This window comes from Streptomyces sp. NPDC039465 (genome assembly GCF_055639315.1).
Map to the genome: position 1 here is coordinate 248,573 of NZ_JBVKAP010000006.1, position 20,481 is coordinate 269,053.

The following is a 20,481-nucleotide window of genomic DNA, read 5'->3' on the forward strand; positions in this document are numbered from 1 at the left end:
CCGACGGCGAGGCGCCGCCCCGCCGGCACCGCGGCCGCCGGTCCGTCGGTCAGCCGAGTCGGTCGGTCAGCCGAGTCGGTCGGTCAGCCGATCGGGGTGCGCATCTCGTCGCGGACCTTGGCCGTCTGGTCGGCGAGCTCGGCCAGGTCGACCTTCTTGGGGTCCTTCCGGGCGATCTCCGGGTTGATGATCGCGACGAAGGAGGCGGTGTTGTCGTCGCCCCAGGCGCACATGGGGAAGGTGCTCTCCATGCCGCCGTCCTTGGTGCGGGCGACCTGGCAGGTGACCGTGACGTCGGAGCCGGCGGGCTTGAAGTCCTTGGGCCGGACGACGACGGTGGTTCCCTTGTCGGTGGCCGCACCCTTGAGTATCTGCTCGCGGGTGTTCTTCGGGTCCTTGAGGCGGCCATGGAAGCCGGAGACGACGAGCACGGACTCGGAGGCGCCCTGGTACTGCGCGATGGCGGCCTTCGCGTCGCGCACGCTGGGGTCGTAGGTGTTCTCGACCTCCTTGCCCTCGGTCTTGGAGACGTCGCTGAGGAGCTTGTACTCGCCGTCGAGGAGCGTCTTTTGCACGGTGAGGCGGTACTTGGCCTCGGGGAAGGGCCTGGAGGCGCCGGAGGCGGCGTCGAGCAGGGCGTAGACGCCGTAGCCGAGCCCGCCGAGCAGCACCACGGACCCGGCCACGATGCCGATGACGAGTCCGGTCCGCTTCTTCTTCGGCGGCGGCCCCATGGGCGGCCCGCCCCAGGCGCCCTGGCCCGGGTACTGCTGCGGGAACGGCTGCGGCGGCATGCCCTGCGGCGGGCCGTACGGGCCGGGGGCGGGCGCGGGCCCGGGCTGCTGGGGGTACCCCTGGGGCTGCGGGTGTCCCTGAGGCTGCGGGTGGTACGGCGGTTGCGGCGGCGTGGTCATCCCCGCAACCTACGGCACGCCCCGCGCGCTCCCGCGTGGCCCCCTCGCCACGACGTCGTGGCCCCTCGCTCCCTGCTCCGTCGCGGGCCCTCCCTACGTCGTCGCTCCTTCCTCGATGGTCCGGCGCACCTCCGCGACCCGCGCGGTCTCCTCGGCGGCGAACCGCTCGCGGTCGAGGCGTTCGGCGATCTCCTCGTCCTCGCTCATCAGCAGGTCGAGGTTGGAGTCGCCGAGGTCGAAGACGCCCATGTCCAGGTAGGCCTTCTGGAGGCGTTCGCCCCACAGGCCGATGTCCTTGACGCAGGGGACGATCCGGCTGAACAGCAGTTTGCGGAAGAGGGCGAGGAACTCGGACTGCTCGGCATACTGCTCGGCCTCCTTCCTCGGGATGCCGAAGTTCTCCAGCACCTCGACGCCGCGCAGCCGGTCGCGCATCAGATAGCAGCCCTCGATGACGAATTCCTCGCGTTCGCGCAGCTCGGCGTCGGTGAGCTGGCGGTAGTAGTCGCGCAGCGCCATCCGGCCGAAGGCCACATGGCGGGCCTCGTCCTGCATGACGTAGGCGAGGATCTGTTTGGGCAGCGGCTTGTCCGTGGTGTCCCGGATCATTCCGAACGCGGCCAGCGCGAGGCCCTCTATCAGGACCTGCATGCCGAGATAGGGCATGTCCCAGCGGGAGTCGCGCAGGGTGTCGCCGAGCAGCCCTTGGAGGTTGTCGTTGATCGGGTAGAGCATGCCGATCTTGTCGCGCAGGAAGCGGCCGTAGATCTCGGCGTGGCGCGCCTCGTCCATGGTCTGGGTCGCGGAGTAGAACTTGGCGTCGAGGTCGGGCACGGACTCGACGATGCGGGCGGCGCACACCATCGCGCCCTGCTCACCGTGGAGGAACTGGCTGAACTGCCAGGAGGCGTAGTGCCGGCGCAGGTCCCCCTTGTCCCGGTCGGCCATCTTGGCCCAGTGGCGGGTGCCGTGGAGCGTGAGGGACTCGTCGGGGGCGCCGAGCGGGTCGTACGGATCGACCTCCAGGTCCCAGTCGATGCGGGTGGCGCCGTCCCACTGCTTGTCCTTGCCCTTCTGGTAGAGGGCGAGGAGACGGTCTCTGCCGTCGTCGTACTCCCAGCTGAAGCGGGCCGCGCCGGCGGCGGGCACCTGCCAGACGGGGGCTCCCGGGTCGTTCGTGTAAAGGTCGTACGTCGACACTGACGGCTCCTTCGGGTCACGGACTTCCGCGCACGGGTGGGCACTTGGCAGGCTCACACGTTGGTAGACAAGGGGTCAACAAGTCGCGCACGGGGGATTGACGGGCTTGCTGACACGCAGTCTCATAAGACGCGAACCCCGAGTAACCCCAAGGACGAGGTGGACTCCGCCATGACGACCGTGACCGAACGCGACCTGACCGTCCTGCGTGACGCGCTCGGCCCGCTGCGGGACCGCGAGCAGGTCGCCGAGCGACTGCTCGAGTCCTCCGCCAAGCACTCCTTCGACCCCGACAAGGAGCTCGACTGGGACGCCCCCCTGGAGGAGGGCAAGTGGTTCTGGCCGCCGGAGCTGGTCTCCCTCTACGACACGCCGCTGTGGAAGAAGATGTCCGAGGACCAGCGCCTGGACCTCGCGCGCCACGAGGCCGCGTCGCTGGCCTCCCTCGGCATCTGGTTCGAGATCATCCTGATGCAGCTGCTGGTCCGGCACATCTACGACAAGCCCGTCACCAGCAGCCACGTCCGCTACGCCCTCACGGAAATAGCCGACGAATGCCGCCATTCGATGATGTTCGCCCGGATGATCCAGAAGGGCGGCGCGCCGACGTACCCCGTCCCCCGGCTGTACCACAACCTCGCGCGCGTCCTGAAGACCGTCTCGACCACCCCCGGCTCGTTCGCGGCGACCCTCCTCGGTGAGGAGATCCTCGACTGGATGCAGCGGCTGACCTTCCCGGACGAGCGCGTCCAGACGCTTGTGCGCGGCGTGACCCGGATCCATGTGGTCGAGGAGGCCCGCCATGTGCGCTACGCCCGCGAGGAGTTGCGCCGCCAGATGGTGACCGCGCCGCGCTGGGAGCAGGAGTTCACCCGGATCAGCTGCGGCGAAGCCGCCCGGGTCTTCTCCGTCTGCTTCGTCAATCCGAAGGTGTACGAGAACGTCGGCCTGGACCGCCGCGAGGCCGTCGCCCAGGTGAAGGCGAGCGGCCACCGCCGCGAGGTCATGCAGTCGGGGGCGCGGCGGCTGACGGACTTCCTCGACGACATCGGCGTGCTGCGCGGAGTCGGCCGCTCGCTGTGGAAGTCCTCCGGGCTCCTCGCCTGAGCGGGGGCCCGCGGGGCTACGCTGCGTACATGACCAGTCCCGCCACGCCGCCCGCGTACCGCCGGCTCAGTGTCGAGGAGCGGCGCAGGCAACTCCTGGGCGCCGCCCTGTCGCTCTTCGCGCACCGGGCGCCCGAGGAGGTGTCGCTGGACGACGTCGCCGAGGCGGCCGGGGTCTCCCGGCCGCTCGTCTACCGCTACTTCCCCGGCGGGAAGCAGCAGTTGTACGAGGCGGCGCTGCGCTCGGCCGCCGACGAGCTGGAGCTGTGCTTCACCGAGCCGCCCGAGGGGCCGCCCACCGAGCGGCTGACCCGGGTCCTCGACCGGTACCTCCACTTCGTCGACCAGCACGACGCCGGGTTCAGTGCCCTGCTGCGCGGCGGCAGCGTCGCCGAGACGTCCCGGACGACCGCGATCGTCGACGAGGTGCGGCGGGCGGCGGCCGAGCAGATCCTGATCCACCTCGGCGCCGGCCGGCCGGGACCGCGGCTGCGGATGATGGTCCGTACGTGGATCGCGGCGGTCGAGGCGGCCTCGCTGATCTGGCTGGACGAGGAGAAGCAGCCGTCCGCCACCGAGCTGCGGGACTGGCTCGTCGACCATCTGATCGCGCTGCTCACGGCCACCTCGGCGAACGACGAGGAGACGGCGGCGGCGGTGAAACTGCTGCTGGCGCAGGAGACGGCGCACGGTCCGGTGGGCACGCTCGCCCGGCGGGTGATCCCCGTCGTGGGCGAGGCCGCCCACCTCATATGACACTGGTGCCGTGAGAAGCGAGAAGACCCCGTTCTACGGCGGCCCCCTGGACGGGCGCGTGCTGGCCGTCCTCGTCGGGCCGACCGGTCACCCGCCCAAGTGGTACGAGGTGCCGGTACCGGCCGCCGAGGGTGGTCCCCCGACCGTGTACACCTACCGCCGCGAGCCGGCCGGCCACAGCAGGCGGCTTGGCCTGCAGACGGGCTGGAAGTACGAGTACGCCCCCGAGGGCCGCGAGCGCCGCACCCTCAAGTGGCCCTGGTCGAAGCCGAACGGCGCCCCATAAGATCGACCCTCGTGTCATCAGGGGGGAGGCCCGTCGTGGAGCCGCTGCAGCAGGACGATCCGCGCCAGGTCGGGCCGTACGTCGTACGAGCCCGGCTGCGTCAGACGGCGGCGGCCGTGCGGTACCTCGGCCGCGACGAGGCCGGGGCCCCGGTGGTGGTGACCGTGCCCCGTCCCGAGCTGGCCGCGGTGCCCGCCTTCCGGCGCCGTTTCCGCGCCGAGACCCGGACGGCGGAGCGGCTCGCGGGCGGCTGGGTGTGCCCGCCGCTCGCCGCCGGCGAGGGCGACGAGCTGTGGACCGTGGACGCCTATGTGCCCGGTCTGACGCTCGCCGAGGCGATCTCCCTGGCCGGTCCGCTGCCCGAGAAGGCGGTCCGGATACTGGGCGCCGGTCTCGCCGAGACCCTCTCCCGGGTCCACGCCACCGGGGCGGTCCTGCACGGCCTGACGCCCGAGACGGTGGAGCTGGCCGCGGACGGCCCCCGGCTGACGGCGTACGGAGCACTGGGCGCGGCGGCGTCCGCGCAGGCCGGACCGGGCGGGCAGCTGTCCGTACGGCTCGGCTACCTGACCCCCGAACAGATCGCGGGCAAGGAACCGGGCCCGGAGTCGGACCTGTTCGTGCTGGGCCTGCTGCTGACGTACGCGGCGACCGGGACGACACCGCTGGGCGACAGCGCGGAGATCGCCCACAAGGACCCCGAACTGACCGCCGTCCCGGACGCGTTGCGCCCGCTGGTCGCCGACTGCCTGACCAAGTCCCCGTCCGCCCGCCCCTCGGCGGGCTCGGCCGCCGCCACCCTGGCCCTGGAGGGCGCGGCCGCCCTCGCCCGGGACGGCTGGCTGCCATCGACGCTTCTGAACGCCCTCGCGGCGCGGGAGGCGGAGGTGGGGCGGGTGGTGTCCGGGGAGGACGTGGTGACGGCGGGGGCGGACGCGGGGGCCGCGGGTGGGGCCGGCGCGGAGGCGCGGGTCACGGGCGAGGGCGGCGCGGACGTCGCGGAGAGAACCGGCGGGGACGTCGCAGGCACGCGGGCCACCGGCGAGGCCGACGCGGACGCTGGGGTCACGGGGGAGGCCGACGCAGACGCTGGGGTCACGGGTGAGGCCGGCGCAGGCACGCAGGCCACCGACGCGGACAGCCCGGACACGCGGACCACCGGCGAGGACGGCCCGGACACGCGGACCACCGGCGAGGGCGTCGCAGAGGATCCGGTCACGACGCGGTTCCGCGCGGGAGCGGTGGCACAGGCCTCCGCCGGGCAGGACCCCGTAACGACGCAATTCCGTACGGGCGCGCAGGCACAGGCGCCCGTGGCGCCGCTGGCAGCCCTGCCGCCTGCGGCGCCGGTCGCCGCCTTGGCGCCCGGCGTGCCCGCCACACCGGCCGCGCCCAGGACACCCGCCCCCGGCGCGCCCGGCGCGCCCGGCGCCGCCCTGCCGCCCGCCGCGCCCGACACAGCCACTACCCAGCTCGGCGCCCTGCCCCACACCCAAGCCCCCGCTCGAGTCACGACGCAGCTGGTCGTGCCCGGGCAGCGCGCCCCGCTGCCCGCGGCCGTCGTGCCGCCGCACGTGACCCCTGGGGCCGGCCCCACCAAGGACGGCAAGGGGCTCGACCGGCGGGCGCTGCTCATCGGGGCCGGGGGTGGGCTGCTCGTCGGTGCGGTGGGCGGGTTCGCGCTGGCCGCGGGCGGTGACGAGAGCCCCGCGCCCCGGCCCAAGCCGGCCGCCACCAAGCCACGGCCCCCGGTGGCCGGCGTGCCGCCGGTCGCGGCATGGCGGTACGAGCATCCGGCCGCCGCGAGCGCCGCTGTCGACCGGCATCGGCTGCTGCTGACCTCCCCCGCCGGGACCACCGCCGTCGACCTGGCCACGGGTCGGCGGATCTGGGAGCAGCCCGGCGCGGCGTCGGCGCGGCGGGCGCTGCCCACGGCCGACGGGCCGGTGTTCGTGGCGGGCGCGAGCGAGTTCCTGTGGCTCTCCCCCAGCAGCGGCAAGATCGAGCACCGCGCCCCGCACCAGGGCCTGACCGGCGTCGTCGGGCAGGACGGCCCGGTCGTCTGGTGCACCGCTCCGGCCGCGCTGTTCGCCTACGACGTCGTCCGCCGCAAGGAGTTGTGGCGCACGCCCGCCCCGGGGACGTACGAACTGGTCGCGGTCCGCCCGGCCGAGCTCGTCGTACGGCAGAACGCCGCCACCCTCACCGCCGCCCAGGCCAAGGCCCAGAAGGGCCGCGCCGTCTTCTACGGCTACGACCGGGCGACCGGGAAGCTGCGGTGGAAGCGGCAGTTCGGCACGGTCTCCCTGACCACGCCGGTGACCGGCGACGTGGAGGGACGGGTGTACGCGGCCCTGCCGGGCGCGGTGTTCGGGTACGCCTCCGGCACCGGCGCCCAGGTCTGGAAGCGGCCGGCCGGTCCGGCGCTCGCCTTCGGGCGGCCGGTGCGGCACGGCTCCGCGCTGTACGTCGCCCAGCGCTCCCAGACGGTGTTCGCGCTCGACGCGACCGGCGGGGCCGTGCGCTGGCAGCGGGCCACCGAGGCGCCGGCCGGGCCGGCCGCCGCGGCGAGCCCGGAGATCGTGGTCGGCGCGAGCGGGCGGACGGTGCTGGCGGCGGACGCCACCCAGGTCACCGCGTTCGGCGCGGAGGACGGCCGGCGGCTGTGGAAGTTCCAGGACGCCGGGGTCCAGACGCCGAAGCAGCCCGAGCCGCCGTCGGAGCCGTACCGCGTCCTGGCCGCCGGACAAACCGTGGTCGTGGGCCGCGGCCGGGCGTACTACGCCCTCCCCGTGGACTGATGCGGCCGCTCGGGGCCGAGGATCCCGCGCGGCTCGGGCCGTACACCCTGCTCGGGGTGGTCGGCTCGGGCGGCATGGGCACGGTGTATCTCGGGCGTGAGGGCCGCATGCCGGTGGCGGTGAAGACGCTCCTGCCGGACCTGGCGCACGAGCCGCAGCTGCTCGCCCGGTTCGGTCGCGAGATCCGGGCCGCGTCCGCCGTGACGCACCCGTATGTCGCGGGGGTGCTGGGGTCGGACCTGGCGGCCCGGCCGCCGTGGTTCGCGACCGAGTTCGTGGTGGGGCCGACGCTCGGCGAGTGCGTGGAGGGGCGCGGGCCGCTGCCCGAGGAGGCGGTGGCGGCGCTCGGCGGCGCGCTGGCCCGGGCGCTGGAGGCGCTGCACACGGCGGGGATCGTGCACCGCGACCTCAAACCGTCCAACGTGCTGCTGGCCGCCGACGGGCCGCGGGTCGTCGACTTCGGCATCGCCCGCGACGTGGACGCCACGGCGCTCACCGTCACCGGCCAGATGCCGGGCTCGCCCGGCTACATGTCGCCCGAGCAGATCCTCGGCCGGAAGACCGGGCCGCCGAGCGATGTGTTCGTGCTCGGCGCGCTGCTGGTGTACGCGGCGGGCGGGCATCACGCCTTCGGCGCCGACTTCACGCTCGCGGCGTTCGCCATCGCCCACGAGGAGCCGGATCTCGGTCATGTGCCGCCCGGGCTGCGACCGTTGCTGGCCCGCTGCCTCGCCAAGGACCCGGCGCGGCGGCCGACGGCGGCCGAACTGGCCGTCCGGTGGCCCGAGGTACCCGCGGCGCGGTGGCTGCCGCCGGGGGTCGTCGAGGACATCGCCGCGCGGGCGGACCGGGTGGCCGGGCTGACGGGGGTGCGGCCCCGGTCCCGGCGCCGGGTGCTGCTCGCGGCGGCCGGGGGCGCGGCGCTGCTCGCCGGGGCGGGGGCGGGGGTGTGGCGTTGGTACGGCGAGGAGGGGGCCGTGGCGCGGCTTGCGCGGTGGAGCGGCGGGCAGGGTGAGGTACCGCCGACGGTCTGGACGGATACGGCGGCGGATCCTGCGGTGCCGTTCGGTCCGACACCGGCCGGGGATGTGGTGCTGATCGGCCGGGCGGGCGGGGTGGTGGCGGCGCTCGATCCGGTGACCGGGCGGGAGCGGTGGACGTACCGCGCGGGCGGCGGGCCGGTCGCGGCGGCGCGGCCGCTGGCGCTGGACCGTGAGGGGCGCGTCGTGGCGCTCGATCCGGAGACCGGGGAGAAGCGCTGGCGCGGCGGGACGGCGGTGGCGCGGCTGCTGGCGGCCGACGCGGACGCGGTGTACGCCCTCGGCCGCACGGGCCGGGTCGTCGCCGTCGCGGCGTCCGACGGGCGCACGCGGTGGCAGGTGGCCGCACCGGGGCCGCTCGGGCCGTCCCCTTCGGCCGTGGCGGCGCCGGGCAGGCTGCTGCTTGCGGGCGCGGCGGGCCGCGTCCACGCCCTGGACACGGCCGACGGCTCACCGTCCTGGCACCACGACACGGGCTCCCCGGTCCCGCTGCGCCCGGCGTTCGGTGCGGGCCTGGCGGTCCTGGGCGGACAACGGCTGTGGGCGGGCTCGCTCCTGGACGGCACGCAACGATGGTCGTCGCCGGCGGCGGGCGCGCCCCCGGTCCGCCCGGACGACCCGCGCGTCGGCGCCCCGTGCGTCGTCGCCGGCACGGTCTACGCCACCGACGGCGACTCGGTCCGCGCCCACGCCCTGGGCGACGGCCAGCCCCGGTGGACGTTCCGCACCGACTTCCCGGACGGCGCGGTGGAGCCGTTCGCCACGGCCGACGGCGTCTACGTCGTGATCGGCGGCGACACCGGCGTCTCGGCGATCGACACCCCCCGCGGCGCGGAACGCTACCGCTTCACCGCCGGCACCACCGGCCCCTGGCGCGGCACGGCCCTGCGGGGCGCGGTGATCTGGCAACGGGGAGCCCTGGTGACGGCCCGCGCGGAGTTCTGACGGGGCCTTTGGCGGCGGCCTCTGAGCTCCGTCCTGGGCGGCCGGGGGCCGGGCTGCGGCAACGGGGCGTGCGACGACCGGCACCGCAGGGGCCTCCCCCCTGGCGGCACCGGCACAACGCCGACCTGCCGAACCCCAGCCTCCGAGCGCGCCCAACGGACCAAGAACCGCCGCATCCCAGCCCCTGCGGGCGTCGGCGGCCGGGGCCGGCGGGTCCCCGGCGAGGCTGCGGACCGCGCTGGGGACGCCCCGCGGCGACGCGGCCGTCGGCGGCCACCGCAGGGCCTCCGCCCTGGCGGCGCACCGCACCGGCAGGCCCGGGGCCGACCAGCCCCGGCCCCCGAGGGCGCCCAACGGCCCCCGAACCCAGTCCGCGTCCGCGTCCGCGTGGGAGCCACCCGCCGTACGCCGTCCAGGCGGGCCCGCCGCCCCGCAGAGGCGACGCCGCGGTGGCCACCGCAGGGCATCCGGGCCGGCCGTCGCCCCTGCCGCCCCCACCCCCCGTCCCGTACCCTCGATGATCGCGAAGAGGCGGGCCCTGTAGGGGAGTTGAGACATGGAGCCGTTACGCGACGGGGATCCGCGGGAGGCCGGGCCCTACGTGTTGCTGCGGCGGGTGCGGGAGACCGCCGCGGCCGTGGTGTTTCTGGGGCACGGGGGCGACGGCGAGAGCGTGCTCGTCGCGGTCGCGCGCGGCGAGGTCGTTGGCGTGCGGGCCGTCCGGGAGCGGATGCGGGCGGAGGCGGAGGTCGCACAACGGGTCGGGGGGCCGTGGGTGCCCGAGGTGGTCGGGGTGGGGGAGGTGGACGAACCCTGGGTCGCCACCGCGTACACGCCCGCCGTCTCCCTCGCCGACGCCGTCCTGCGGTACGAGCCGCTGTCCGAGGCTGCCGTCAGGGTGCTCGGAGGCGCGCTCGCCGAGACGCTGGAGCGGGTGCACGCCGCCGGGCACCTCGTTCATGGGCTCACCCCCGACGCCGTGCTGCTGGCCGGGGACGGGCCCCGGCTCACCGGCGTCGGGCCGCTCGGGGCGGCCGCCGAGGTCACGGTCGGGGGCGACGGGCACGCCTCCGTACGGCTCGGCTATCTGACGCCCGAGCAGCGGGCGGGCGCGGAACCGGGCCCGGCCTCCGATGTGTTCATGCTCGGCACCCTGCTCCGGTACGCGACAGGCGGTGACGCGCCGCCAGGGCTATTGGACGTCCTCGGGCGGTGCCTCGCCGAGGATCCCCTTGAGCGCCCGTTACCCGCCGAGCTGGCCCGCGCCCTGACGCCCGGCGGGGCCGAGCAGGCCCTGCGCCAGGAGTGGCTGACGGGCCCTCTGGTGCGCGAGCTCGCCGGTCAGGCCGCCGAGGCGCTCGCCCTGGACGACGAACGGCGCCCGGAAGAACCCCGGCCCATCCCCGCCCTCCCGGACACCGTGCCCGGCCACACCCCCCGCCCGCCGCGCCGCGCGCTGCTGACGGGAGCCGTCGCCGCCGCCGCGGGCGTCGCGGTCGGCGCCGGGGCGACCGCGCTCCTGCGCCCCGGCCCCCAAGCGCCGGCCAGGCCCGCCGCCGTACGCCGCCAACCCGGCGCCCCGCCACCGCCCGAGTGGTCGCTGCGCCTGCGCGAGCAGGAGACCGCCAACGGCCCGCTCGCCGTACAGGACCGGCTCGTCCTGGCCGCCGAGGCCCTCCGGGGCATCGATCTGCAGACCGGCCGCCAGGTCTGGGAACGCGGCTCCCTGCTCCCGTACGGCCCGCCCGTGGCGCTCGTCGACGACCTGGTCCTGCTGCCGACGTTCCGCGCGCTGGTACAGCTGTCGGCCCGCACGGGCACGGTCCGCCACGAGGAGCGCACGTACGTCTTCGACGAGAAGAAGCCAGACCGCCTCACCTTCGACGGCATCGTCTGCTCCGACGGCCCGCTGGTCTGGTTCCTGATCGCCGCCGGCCGCCCCGGCGGCGACCGCACCCGTCACCACCTCGTCTGCTACGACACCCGCGCCCGTAAGGAGCGGTGGCGCGGCGCCCTGCCCGCCGGATTCGGCTCCGACGTGGCGGCCGCGGCCGGGCGGGACACGGTCGTGGTGCGACGCCAGTCGAAGTCGTTCCTCGCGAAGAAGGGCGAGAAGCAGGTCCTGCTGGGCCTGGCCCGCTCCGACGGCGCGGTGCGCTGGCAGCGCACCCTCGCCGCGATCCCCGCCGAGACCGCGATCACCCTCGACGGCGACGAACGGCTCTATGTGACCTACGGCCCCGCGCTCGTCGCCCACAGCCTCTCCGGGACCAAGCTGTGGAGCCGCCCCGGGCGGCTGTCCCTGCACGCGAAGACGGCCGTGACCCGGCACGGCACGACCCTCTACGCCCGCCAGGAGAACGATCTCGTCCGCGCCCTGGACGCCCGTACCGGCGCCACGCTGTGGGAGTACCGCCAGGAGCTCCACGACCTGAGCGGGGACAACTCCGCGCTGCTGACCAGCCTCTCCGGGCGCACGCTGTTCTGCCTGGACGAGGAGGAGGTCAGCGCGCACGACACGGCGACCGGCGTACGGCTGTGGAAATTCGAGACCGCCGAGGCCGCGCCCAATCCGGGGGCGTACGGCCTGGCCGTAGCCGAGGGCCGGGCGCTGGTGTGGCGCGGCGCGGCGGACAGCCACCTCTACTGCCTCCCCGTGGACTGAGAGGGACCTGACGATGGACGTCCTCGGCGCGCTCACCCACGACGACCCCGAGGCCCTGGGCGGCTTCCGGCTGCTCGGGCGGCTCGGCGCGGGCGCCATGGGCACGGTGTACCTGGCCCGGTCGGCGGGCGGCCGGACGGTCGCCCTCAAGGCCGTACGGCCGGAGCTGGCGACCGAGCCGGAGTTCCGGGACCGGTTCCGGCTGGAGGCGGAGGCCGCCCGCACGGTCGGCGCGGGCTTCGGCGCGGCGGTCGTGGACGCCGACACGCAGGGCGTACGGCCCTGGCTGGCCACCGAGTTCCTGCTCGGCCCCGCGCTGTCGCGGGTGGTGCGGGAGCACGGTCCGCTGCCCGCGCCCGCGGTCCGGGCGGTCGGGGCCGTCCTCGCCGAGGCGCTGGACGGGCTGCACCTGGCCGGGGTCGTGCACCGCGATCTGAAGCCGTCCAACGTCCTGGTCACGGCGGCCGGTCCGCGCCTCATCGACTTCGGGGTCGCGCGGGCGCTGGGCGGCACGCGCCGGCTGACCGGCACCGGGCAGGTGCTCGGCACCCCGGCGTACATGTCGCCGGAGCAGGCGGCCGGTCAGGAGCACGGCACGGCGGGCGACGTGTTCGCGCTCGCCGGGGTGCTGGTCTTCGCGGCGAGCGGCCATGAGCCGTTCCCCGGCGAGAACGCGGCGGGCGTGCTGTACCGCATCCTCCACGGCGAACCCGATCTCGACGGCGTGCCCGGGGGGTTGCGGCCCCTGCTGGCGGGCGCGCTGGCCCGCACGCCCGAGCACCGGCCCACGCTCCGCGAGCTCCTCGACCGGCTCGGGCTGTTCGACGGGGACTTCGCCACGCTGCTCCCGGCGCCCGTGCTCGCCGGGATCGCGGAACTGACCGCCCGGATCTGGGAGCCGCCCCCGGCCCGGCTGTCCGCTCCCCCGCCCATGCCGCCCGGGCCCCCGGCCGGGCCGAGCCGCCGCGCGCTGCTCCTGGCCGGCGGCGGGGCGCTGGCCCTGGCGGGCGGGGGGTACGGCGCGTGGGCGGCGTTCGGTCCCGAGCCGGAGCCGCGGCGCCCGAAGCGGCTGCCGGGCGAGGCGCCGAAGCCGCTGTGGGTGTACGAGGGGAAGCTGTCCGGCCGGGTCCCGTACCCGGTGGGCGGGGTCCTGCTGGCCCGCTTCGACACCACCGCGTTCCAGGCGCTGGACGCCCGGACCGGGGCCGAACTGTGGCAGCGGCACGACATCCAGGACGTGGGCCTGCACGGAACCACGGCCCTGGTGGTAAAGGTCAGCGGGGCCGACGAGTCACTGGCGCCGGACCTCGCCCGGCTCGACACCGGTACGGGACGGCTGGATCCGGTGCTGCGGCCGGGGGACGGGCTGGGTCTCCAGTTCGTCGACGGCATCCCGGCCATGGACGCCAGGTCCGTCTGGGTGGTGGGCTCGACCGCACCGGTCAAGGGTATGGCCGACAGCCAGGCCGTCCGCATCGATCTGCGCGGCGGCTACCGTCGCTGGGCCCACACCTTCCGCCGCGGCGGCCTCACCCTCGGCTCCCTGGTCAATCTGGCGCTCGCCGCGGACGGGGAGCGGATGGTGTACGCCCAGGACTTCCGGCTGGGGCAGCTCGACGCCGCCACCGGCGAGGAGCAATGGAAGCTCGACGTCCCGAAGGGGCCTGCCGGGCCCGGGGTGGCCCTGTCGTACCCCGTGTTCGACGAGAACCTCGTCTACGTGTGCCATCAGGAGGTCCTCGCCGTCGACCGCGCGACCGGACGGATCCGCTGGCGGTGGGGGGCGGGACCTGAGCGCAAACCCACGAACGCGGCGGCGCCGCTGTACGGCTCGATCGCCCTGGACGGCGGCACGCTGTACGTGCAGTCCCACAACGACGGTTTCGAGGCGAAGTCCCGGGCCCGTACGAACAGTCTCGTGGCGCTGGACGCCCGGACGGGCCGGCTGCTGTGGGAGTACCACGTGCCCCACATGCTCAACCTCAACAAGGCGCCGTTCATGCGGGCCGGGCTCGCCTACCTGGCCTGCGACGACACCAGGACCTGGCTGTACGTCCTCAACGTGCGGACGCGGAAGAAGGAGTGGGCGTACGAGGTGGGCCGGCAGGGCAACCCCGGCTCGGCGTCCTTCTCCACCGACAAGGACCGGCTCTATCTGCAGGCGCGCGGGCGGATCGTGGCACTCCCCCTCGACGGGTGACCTGATTGGCACGATCGGCCCACCCGGGAGGTGACCGGGCGGGGGCCTCCGCATCATCGCCGTGAGGTGATGACATGTCAGGAAGGCTGCTGCGCGCGGTCTGTACGGCGGGCCTCGTCTCGGTGACGGCGGTGACGGCAGTGCTGGTCGCTCCGGCGGCGGCGCTGCCGGCGGATCCGGCCCCGGTGACGGAGGAAGTCCAGGAGGAGGCGGAGGCCCAGGAGCCGGAGGGGGCAGAGGAGACGCCGGAGCCGGAGGAAACGGACGAGGTCCAGGAGGAGACGGACGAGGTCCAGGAGGACGAGGGGGACGACGCGGCCGCCCTGGGGCCCGAGGACCTCGGCGACGACTCCGTCGGCGCGCTCCTCGGCCGCCTGCGCACCCTCTACCAGCAGGCGGAGGCCGCCACCGAGACGTACAACGCCACCGCCGCCGAACTCGCCCGGCAGGCCGCGGCGACCAAGGCCCTCAACCTCAAGCTGGCCCGCACCCGCGGCGCCCTCTCCCGCAGCCGGGACGACGTGGGCCGGCTCGCCCGGGCGCAGTACCAGGGCGCCGGTGAGTTCTCGTCGTACGTACGGTTCCTGTTCTCCCCCGACCCCGGTGTCGCCCTCGACCGGCGCCGGCTGATGGACCGCGTGGCGCGGGAGCGGGCCTTGGCCGTCGCGCGGCTGGAAGGCGGGGAGCGGCGGGCGCACGCGCTGGCCGTCGCCGCCCGCCGGGCGCTGGACCGGCAGCAGACGCTGGCCGCCCGGCAGAAGAAGGAGCGGGACGAGGTCCGTGAGCGGCTGAGGGAGGTGGAGGAGCTCCTCGCGGCGCTGTCGCCCGATCAGCTGGCCGCGCTGGACGCGCGGGAGGAGACGGTCACAGCGGGCGCGCAGAGCGCGTTGATGGACTCGGGCGTCCTGGCCGAGGCGCGGACGCCGACCGAGGCGGGGGCGAGGGCCCTGCGGTACGCGGTCGGGCAGATCGGCAAGCCGTACGTGTGGGGCGCCGAGGGGCCCGAGTCCTTCGACTGCTCCGGGCTGACCTCGCAGGCGTGGGCGGACGCGGGCCGGACGGTCCCCCGCACCAGCCAGGAGCAGTGGCGCACGCTGCCGAGGGTGGAGCTGTCCGAGCTGCGGCCGGGCGATCTGGTGGTCTACTTCCCGGGCGCCACCCATGTGGCGCTCTATCTGGGCGAGGGGCTCGTGGTGCACGCCCCGCGGCCGGGCGGCCGGGTGAAGGTCTCCCCGATCGCGGCGAACCCACTGCTCGGTGCCGTCCGCCCGGACCCGGCGGGCACCCCGCTCGCCTCGTACACGCCGCCCCCGCTCCCCGAGGGGGCGACGGACGGCGCGGACGAGGGGTTCGCTCAGGACTGGCCGGAGCCCGCGGCGGCGAGCTAGGCGGCCGGCGCTTCGCGCCAAGGATGCGGTTCCCTCCCCGGCTGAAGCCGGGGACACCCGCGCGAGATCACGGATGGACAGTGGCTCGATGCTTCGGGCCGGATAGGCCGGGCCCTCCTTGCGAGGGTACGGATCCGGATCCTGCCGCTTGGCCGGACGTCGGCAGTCGCATCCCTGTGCGCTGTGTTGCGCGTCGCCACAGGCGAGGCAGGAAGGTGTAGAAGCGGTCGGGGAGGAACACGGCATCCGCGATGATCATCGCGCCGGAGAAGAGGGGCAGCCCCATGAGCACGGCGATACCGATGTGCATGCCCAGCAGCACGGCCAGAACGGGGTACTTGAGCCTGCCGAAGAGCACGAACGGGAAGGCGACCTGCACGAGCACCGTCACGTAGCTGACGATCGCGATCACCATCGGGTACGCGTCCACGAGGTGGGAGAGTGCGGGCCAGGGCTGGAACAGTTCGAGGTTCAGCGCGTAGTGGAGTGCGGTTCCGCCACCCCAGGTCGGGCCCTGGATCTTGTACAGGCCGGCCGATCCGTAGAGGAAGCAGACTTGTGCGGCGATGACGAAGATGCCGCAGTTGTGCACCACCGTGGTCAAGGTGATGCGAGCGTCCCGGAGCTGCTGGGCGTGAGAGCTCCTCACCGGCTCAGGCGTGTCGCCCGCACGAGCCGCCCGGAGCCGCTCGCGGCGTGCGTCCAGGGACCAGCGCCGACCGCATGCGGTGAGGACGAGGTAGAGGGCCATCAGCAGGACCAGGTTGTCGCCCCCATCCGTCATGAAGATCGCTCTCGCGTGGAACGAGACCACCACGACGGCGAACAGGATGGACATGACGCGGGTCCGCCAGCCCAGCATGAACAGCGCGGACGTGACGAGGGCCAGCACGTAGCAGAGCTCGAAGTACGCACGGCTGTCGGACAGGATCAGGATGCTGTTCCAGCCCGTCTGGTCGAAGAGCTGTTCTGCCAGCGCGGGTGTCCAGGGGGAGCCCGGGCCCCAGATCTCGTCACGGTGCGGGAACTCCCGAAGCAGAAAGACCAGGTAGAGCAGCCCGTAGCCGATGCGCAGAACCGAGGCGGCGTACAGGGACACCGGCCGGTCGGTGAGAAGGGTCCACAGAGCGCTGATCCGGTCGAGGAGCCACCGGCGGGCGGTGCCGGCGAGCGAAGTCTCCTGGTCCGCGGGTCGGGGTGGTGCGGCTGCCGTGGGGGGCAGCTGGGGGATCTGCTCATTTCCCATGGGGGGTCACCTTCCACCAGGGCAGGAGCCGGTTCTCGGAGGGCGCCGGCGGGCGGTTCCCGGCGGCTGTGCCGGGCGCAGCGATGGGCAGCGTGATGACCCGAAGCTGAATGAACTCGAAAGCGCCGCCGTCGTTGTGGGCAGCGACGCGGTCCGCGGCGATGTTGCTCAGATACTTCTGCAGCATCACGGCCCGTTCCGAGCGCGCCACGTCGCTTCCTCCGTGCGTATCCACGTAGGAGCTCCAGGCGCGACGCAAAAGGTTCTGAGCCGTGTGACTCGGAAATACGTTGTGCTCCACTGCGGAATCGTCCACGGCAGCCAGATCGAACCAGGGGCTCACGCGCACCGATCCCTTGGAGTCGGTGTGTGCGGTTCTCGCCAGGACTTTTCGGTTGAAGGAGTCGGGGTCCGGGGCGAAGAGCCGCCAATTCTGTTCGAAGAAGGGGTACACCCATCCGTTGACCTGTGGGCTGTACCGCTTCGATACAGGGTTGGAGGGGGCCACGTGAAGGAACACCATGACGACATGGACCAGGGTCGTCACCAGACACAGGACTACGGTGCTGTACAGCCCTGCTTTCAGCGCCCGGGCACCCAGGGGCCACCTGTCCGGCAGGACCGCTCCGTCATGACGGGGCCGGGGGACCGGATCGGAATCGGACTGCTGAGGTTCCTTCACGGCCGCTGATTCAATTCCGCTCGACACCGCCCACCCTGTCTTTCTCGTATGTGCTATTCGCGCCAGAGTTCTCGGCGACTTTCACCGACGGCGCACGGCGGATTCGGTGAGGATTCCGCCGTGCGCCGTCATCCGATGAACGGGCTTCGCGCAGCCTTCTGCCTAGCCCTCGTGGCCTTCGTGGTCCTCGTGGCCCTCATTGACCGCTGGCTTGTCGGCGTAGCCGTAGTGCCCGTCAGGCTGCTTGCCGTGGCCGTCGTGGCCGTGGCCCGGCTTACCGGGTCCCTCGTGGTGCCCATGGCCCGGCTTGCCGTGGCCCGGCTTGCCGCCGTGGTCCGGCCTGTCGCCGTCGTCCGGCTTGCCGCCGTGGTCCGGCCTGTCGACGTGGTCCGGCCTGTCGACGTCGTCCGGCCCGCCAGGCCTATCGCCGTGCCCGCCGGCGGCATTCCCCCCGGTGATCGCCCCGCCGGTCTTGTTCCCGGCGGAGTTGCCCGACGTGTCCCCGCCGGTGGTGTTCCCGGCGGTGTTGCCCGCGGTGTTCCCGGAGGTGTTGCCGGAGACGTTCCCCGAGGTGCCGCCGCTCACCAGGCCGACGTTCGGTCCGCCGATGAGGCTGCCGCCGACCAGACCCAACGTGGTGCCGGTCGTCGTGCCCCCGGTGGTCGGTCCGGTGGTCGTGCCAGTCGTCGTCCCGGTGGTCGTTCCGGTGGTCGTGCCAGTCGTCGTCCCGGTGGTCGTTCCGGTGGTCGTGCCAGTCGTCGTCCCGTTGGTAGCGCACCCGCCGAGGAAGATCCTGTTGGTGTCGAGCGTCACGGCACCGTTACGGGCCAGCGCCCGGCCCTCGATGCTCGCCCCCTGCTGCACGAAGATCGAGTTCAGAGCCAAGATGGTGCCCACGAAGGTGGAGGTGGTGCCGAGGGTCGCATCAACCCCGATCTGCCAGTACACGTTGCACGGCGAAGCGCCATTCGTGAGGAGGATCCGGCTGCTGGATGCCACCGTCAGAGATTCCGGGATCTGGAACACCCAGACCGCGTTGGGGTTTCCCCCGGCATTCAGGATCAGGTCGCCGGTGAGTCCGACACCGGATGTGGCCCTGTGGACACCAGGAAGCAGCTCCTGGCCCCCGCCGATTCCTGCCGCGAGCGGGAAGTCCGGGGCCTGGCCCGACAATTGGCCGGCGGCGTTGTTGTACGCCACGATCAGATCGCTCTTGGCCTGGGCGGCGTGGGCGTCCGCAGCGTGCACCGTGCCGAGCACCAGTCCGGGCGGGAATCCGGTGATGGCCGGGTTCGGGTGCGTCCCGAGGTCGTGGTCGATCACCGTGGGGCCGGTGTTGGTGACTCCCTGACCTGCCAGAACGGAGTAGCTGGCGGTGGTGCCCAGAGGTACGGGTGTCGCGATGGCCAGTGCCTGCGTCGGCGTCACCGCGACCATCGCAGCGGCAACGATTGCGGCGAGGGCCGAGGCCAGCCCGCCGGACAATACGCGGCGCTTGGCCGCTTGAGTGATTCTCAGCTTCATCAAGAGGTCTTTTTCTGTGGGGGCCGTGGCATACCGGGCCCAACCGATCACCCGGGAAGCCTTGTAGTCGTCGCTGCATATTACGCAGGAAATTTCACGCGCCCACAGTGAGCAAGAATGAGAAGGGGGGATTAATACAAACACATTCAACGGCGTTGAAGCGCGATGAAAATATTCAAACTCATACCGCTGGTCACCCGGCGTGCGCCCGGATGAGTGGATATTCATTAACTCCCATGGGGCAGCACCGCACACCTGCCCAATAAATCCAACCCCGACGAACACGGCGATCTGACGCCAGCCAGGTGAACTCACGAACGTCGCAGCACGGGCGTGGCGATCAATCCGCACCGGGGTGGTGACGGCTCGATCGGTGGTCGCTGGTTCCCTGGGCCGTCTCAGGGACGGCGAAGGGGTGCTGTCGGTGGTCACCAACACCACCGGCAGCACCCCTTCGACAGCGGATCCGTGGCCGGTCAGGCTCCGGCGACGGATGCCAGGTAGGCCGCCGTCTTCTCCGGGTCGAAGAAGAAGTTCTCGAAGTCGGCCGGGTCGTCGAAGCCGTTGGCGAACCGGTCGGCGACGGGCTGGAGCGTGCCGGCCGCGCCGATCAGGCCGAGGACGTGCTCCGGCGGGACGCCGAGCATGGCGTTGGTCCACTTGGTGACGTGCTGGGCGGTGTTCCAGTAGCGGTCGAAGGTGGCCTGCATCCACTCCTCGTCGAACGGCTTGTCGCCGTGCTCGACGATGGATGCGAGGTACGCGGCGGCGCACTTGGACGCCGAGTTGGAGCCCTGGCCCGTGATCGGGTCGTTGGCGACGACGACGTCGGCGACGCCGAGGACCAGGCCGCCGCCGGGGAGCCGGCCGATCGGGTTGCGGACGGTCGGGGCGTAGCGGCCGGCCAGGGTGCCGTTGGCGTCGGTCAGTTCGGCCTTGGTGGCGCGCGCGTACTCCCAGGGCGTGAACTTCTCCATCAGCTCCAGCGTGAGCGCCAGGTGCTCGGCGGGGTCCTTGACACCCTGGAAGACATCGAGGGGTCCGCCGGGGATGCCCTCCCAGAAGAGGATGTCGGCGCGTCCGGAGGTCGTCAGGGTCGGCATGACGAAGAGCTCGCCGACGCCGGGGACGAGGTTGCAGCGGACCGCGTCGAAGTCGGGGTGTTCGGGGCGCGGGCCGAGGCCGTGGACGTAGGAGACGGCCAGGGCGCGCTGCGGCTCGGTGTACGGGGAGCGGGCGGCGTCGCGGCCGAACATGGAGACGAGCTCGCCCTTGCCGGCGGAGACCAGCACCAGGTCGTACGTACGGGAGAAGTAGTCGAGGTCGCCGACGGCGGCGCCGTGGATGACGAGCTGGCCGCCGCGCTGGGCGAAGGTCTCCATCCAGCCGGCCATCTTCACGCGCTGGTCGACGGACTGGGCGTAGCCGTCGAGCTTCCCGACCCAGTCGATGACCCGCTGCGAGTCGGGGCCGGCGACGGAGACACCGAGGCCCTCGATCCGGGGGGCCTGGGTCTCCCAGAAGTTGATGCCGAGGTCGCGCTCGTGCTGGAGGGCAGTGTGGAACATGCACTGCGTGGACATGACCCGGCCGGTGCGGATCTCGTCCGCCGTGCGGTTGGACATGAGGGTGACCTCGTACCCCTGGGACTGGAGGCCGAGGGCGAGCTGGAGACCGGACTGGCCGGCCCCCACGATGAGTATCTTCCGCATGGCGGGGTCTCCTACG

At 73.4% G+C, this 20,481-nt stretch carries 14 protein-coding genes; 8 read left to right on the top strand and 6 right to left on the bottom strand.

All coding sequences use genetic code 11. From position 1 onward, the window contains the following. Positions 1–83 precede the first annotated feature (83 nt). On the bottom strand, positions 84–914 hold the full coding sequence (locus ACZ7LT_RS21550) for a hypothetical protein (RefSeq protein WP_471237678.1): 831 nt from the start codon (positions 912–914) through the stop codon (positions 84–86). A 93-nt stretch (positions 915–1,007) separates the two neighbouring features. After that, complete coding sequence (locus ACZ7LT_RS21555; RefSeq protein WP_471237679.1) at positions 1,008–2,114, bottom strand: ferritin-like domain-containing protein; 1,107 nt, start codon at positions 2,112–2,114, stop codon at positions 1,008–1,010. Positions 2,115–2,285: 171 nt separating this feature from the next. Here ACZ7LT_RS21555 and ACZ7LT_RS21560 point away from each other — a divergent pair, with 171 nt between their 5' ends. From ACZ7LT_RS21560 to ACZ7LT_RS21595, 8 genes are all read left to right on the top strand, one after another. Next, positions 2,286–3,221, top strand: a complete 936-nt coding sequence (locus tag ACZ7LT_RS21560; protein ID WP_471237680.1) for an AurF N-oxygenase family protein — start codon at positions 2,286–2,288, stop codon at positions 3,219–3,221. A 29-nt stretch (positions 3,222–3,250) separates the two neighbouring features. Further along, positions 3,251–3,976 (top strand): TetR/AcrR family transcriptional regulator, encoded by a 726-nt coding sequence (locus ACZ7LT_RS21565; RefSeq protein ID WP_471237681.1) that lies wholly within the window; start codon positions 3,251–3,253, stop codon positions 3,974–3,976. A gap of 10 nt (positions 3,977–3,986) precedes the next feature. Further along, positions 3,987–4,262: a hypothetical protein gene (locus ACZ7LT_RS21570; RefSeq protein ID WP_471237682.1), complete on the top strand. Its 276-nt coding sequence runs from the start codon at positions 3,987–3,989 to the stop codon at positions 4,260–4,262. 35 nt (positions 4,263–4,297) lie between these two features. Further along, positions 4,298–7,063, top strand: a complete 2,766-nt coding sequence (locus ACZ7LT_RS21575; RefSeq protein ID WP_471237683.1) for an outer membrane protein assembly factor BamB family protein — start codon at positions 4,298–4,300, stop codon at positions 7,061–7,063. Then, positions 7,063–9,048, top strand: a complete 1,986-nt coding sequence (locus ACZ7LT_RS21580; protein ID WP_471237684.1) for a protein kinase domain-containing protein — start codon at positions 7,063–7,065, stop codon at positions 9,046–9,048. The genes ACZ7LT_RS21575 and ACZ7LT_RS21580 overlap by 1 nt, the downstream gene beginning before the upstream one ends. A 556-nt stretch (positions 9,049–9,604) precedes the next feature. After that, positions 9,605–11,713: an outer membrane protein assembly factor BamB family protein gene (locus ACZ7LT_RS21585; RefSeq protein ID WP_471237685.1), complete on the top strand. Its 2,109-nt coding sequence runs from the start codon at positions 9,605–9,607 to the stop codon at positions 11,711–11,713. A 13-nt stretch (positions 11,714–11,726) separates the two neighbouring features. Then, positions 11,727–13,913, top strand: coding sequence for a protein kinase domain-containing protein (locus tag ACZ7LT_RS21590; protein ID WP_471237686.1), 2,187 nt, complete (start codon positions 11,727–11,729; stop codon positions 13,911–13,913). A gap of 74 nt (positions 13,914–13,987) precedes the next feature. Next, positions 13,988–15,301: a C40 family peptidase gene (locus ACZ7LT_RS21595; protein WP_471237687.1), complete on the top strand. Its 1,314-nt coding sequence runs from the start codon at positions 13,988–13,990 to the stop codon at positions 15,299–15,301. A gap of 67 nt (positions 15,302–15,368) precedes the next feature. On the opposite strand, the gene ACZ7LT_RS21600 is transcribed toward ACZ7LT_RS21595, so the two are convergent. The 4 genes from ACZ7LT_RS21600 to ACZ7LT_RS21615 form a co-directional block, all read right to left on the bottom strand. Further along, positions 15,369–16,547 carry an HTTM domain-containing protein gene (locus tag ACZ7LT_RS21600; protein WP_471237688.1) on the bottom strand — a complete coding sequence of 393 codons (1,179 nt, stop codon included), beginning with the start codon at positions 16,545–16,547 and terminating at the stop codon, positions 15,369–15,371. Then, positions 16,537–17,148 (bottom strand): DUF5819 family protein, encoded by a 612-nt coding sequence (locus tag ACZ7LT_RS21605; RefSeq protein WP_471237899.1) that lies wholly within the window; start codon positions 17,146–17,148, stop codon positions 16,537–16,539. The genes ACZ7LT_RS21600 and ACZ7LT_RS21605 overlap by 11 nt, the downstream gene beginning before the upstream one ends. 243 nt (positions 17,149–17,391) lie before the next feature. Then, positions 17,392–19,185 (bottom strand): ice-binding family protein, encoded by a 1,794-nt coding sequence (locus ACZ7LT_RS21610; protein WP_471237689.1) that lies wholly within the window; start codon positions 19,183–19,185, stop codon positions 17,392–17,394. Positions 19,186–19,229: 44 nt separating this feature from the next. Further along, positions 19,230–20,465, bottom strand: coding sequence for a styrene monooxygenase/indole monooxygenase family protein (locus tag ACZ7LT_RS21615; protein ID WP_471237690.1), 1,236 nt, complete (start codon positions 20,463–20,465; stop codon positions 19,230–19,232). Between the last annotated feature and the right edge of the window lie 16 nt (positions 20,466–20,481).

What these genes read in the sequence shown, in the direction of transcription:
- ACZ7LT_RS21550 (WP_471237678.1), bottom strand. Translation starts at nt 914, where the DNA reads ATGACCACGCCGCCGCAACCGCCGTACCACCCGCAGCCTCAGGGACAC.
- ACZ7LT_RS21560 (WP_471237680.1), top strand. Translation starts at nt 2,286, where the DNA reads ATGACGACCGTGACCGAACGCGACCTGACCGTCCTGCGTGACGCGCTC.
- ACZ7LT_RS21565 (WP_471237681.1), top strand. Translation starts at nt 3,251, where the DNA reads ATGACCAGTCCCGCCACGCCGCCCGCGTACCGCCGGCTCAGTGTCGAG.
- ACZ7LT_RS21580 (WP_471237684.1), top strand. Translation starts at nt 7,063, where the DNA reads ATGCGGCCGCTCGGGGCCGAGGATCCCGCGCGGCTCGGGCCGTACACC.
- ACZ7LT_RS21585 (WP_471237685.1), top strand. Translation starts at nt 9,605, where the DNA reads ATGGAGCCGTTACGCGACGGGGATCCGCGGGAGGCCGGGCCCTACGTG.
- ACZ7LT_RS21590 (WP_471237686.1), top strand. Translation starts at nt 11,727, where the DNA reads ATGGACGTCCTCGGCGCGCTCACCCACGACGACCCCGAGGCCCTGGGC.
- ACZ7LT_RS21595 (WP_471237687.1), top strand. Translation starts at nt 13,988, where the DNA reads ATGTCAGGAAGGCTGCTGCGCGCGGTCTGTACGGCGGGCCTCGTCTCG.
- ACZ7LT_RS21600 (WP_471237688.1), bottom strand. Translation starts at nt 16,547, where the DNA reads ATGGGAAATGAGCAGATCCCCCAGCTGCCCCCCACGGCAGCCGCACCA.
- ACZ7LT_RS21615 (WP_471237690.1), bottom strand. Translation starts at nt 20,465, where the DNA reads ATGCGGAAGATACTCATCGTGGGGGCCGGCCAGTCCGGTCTCCAGCTC.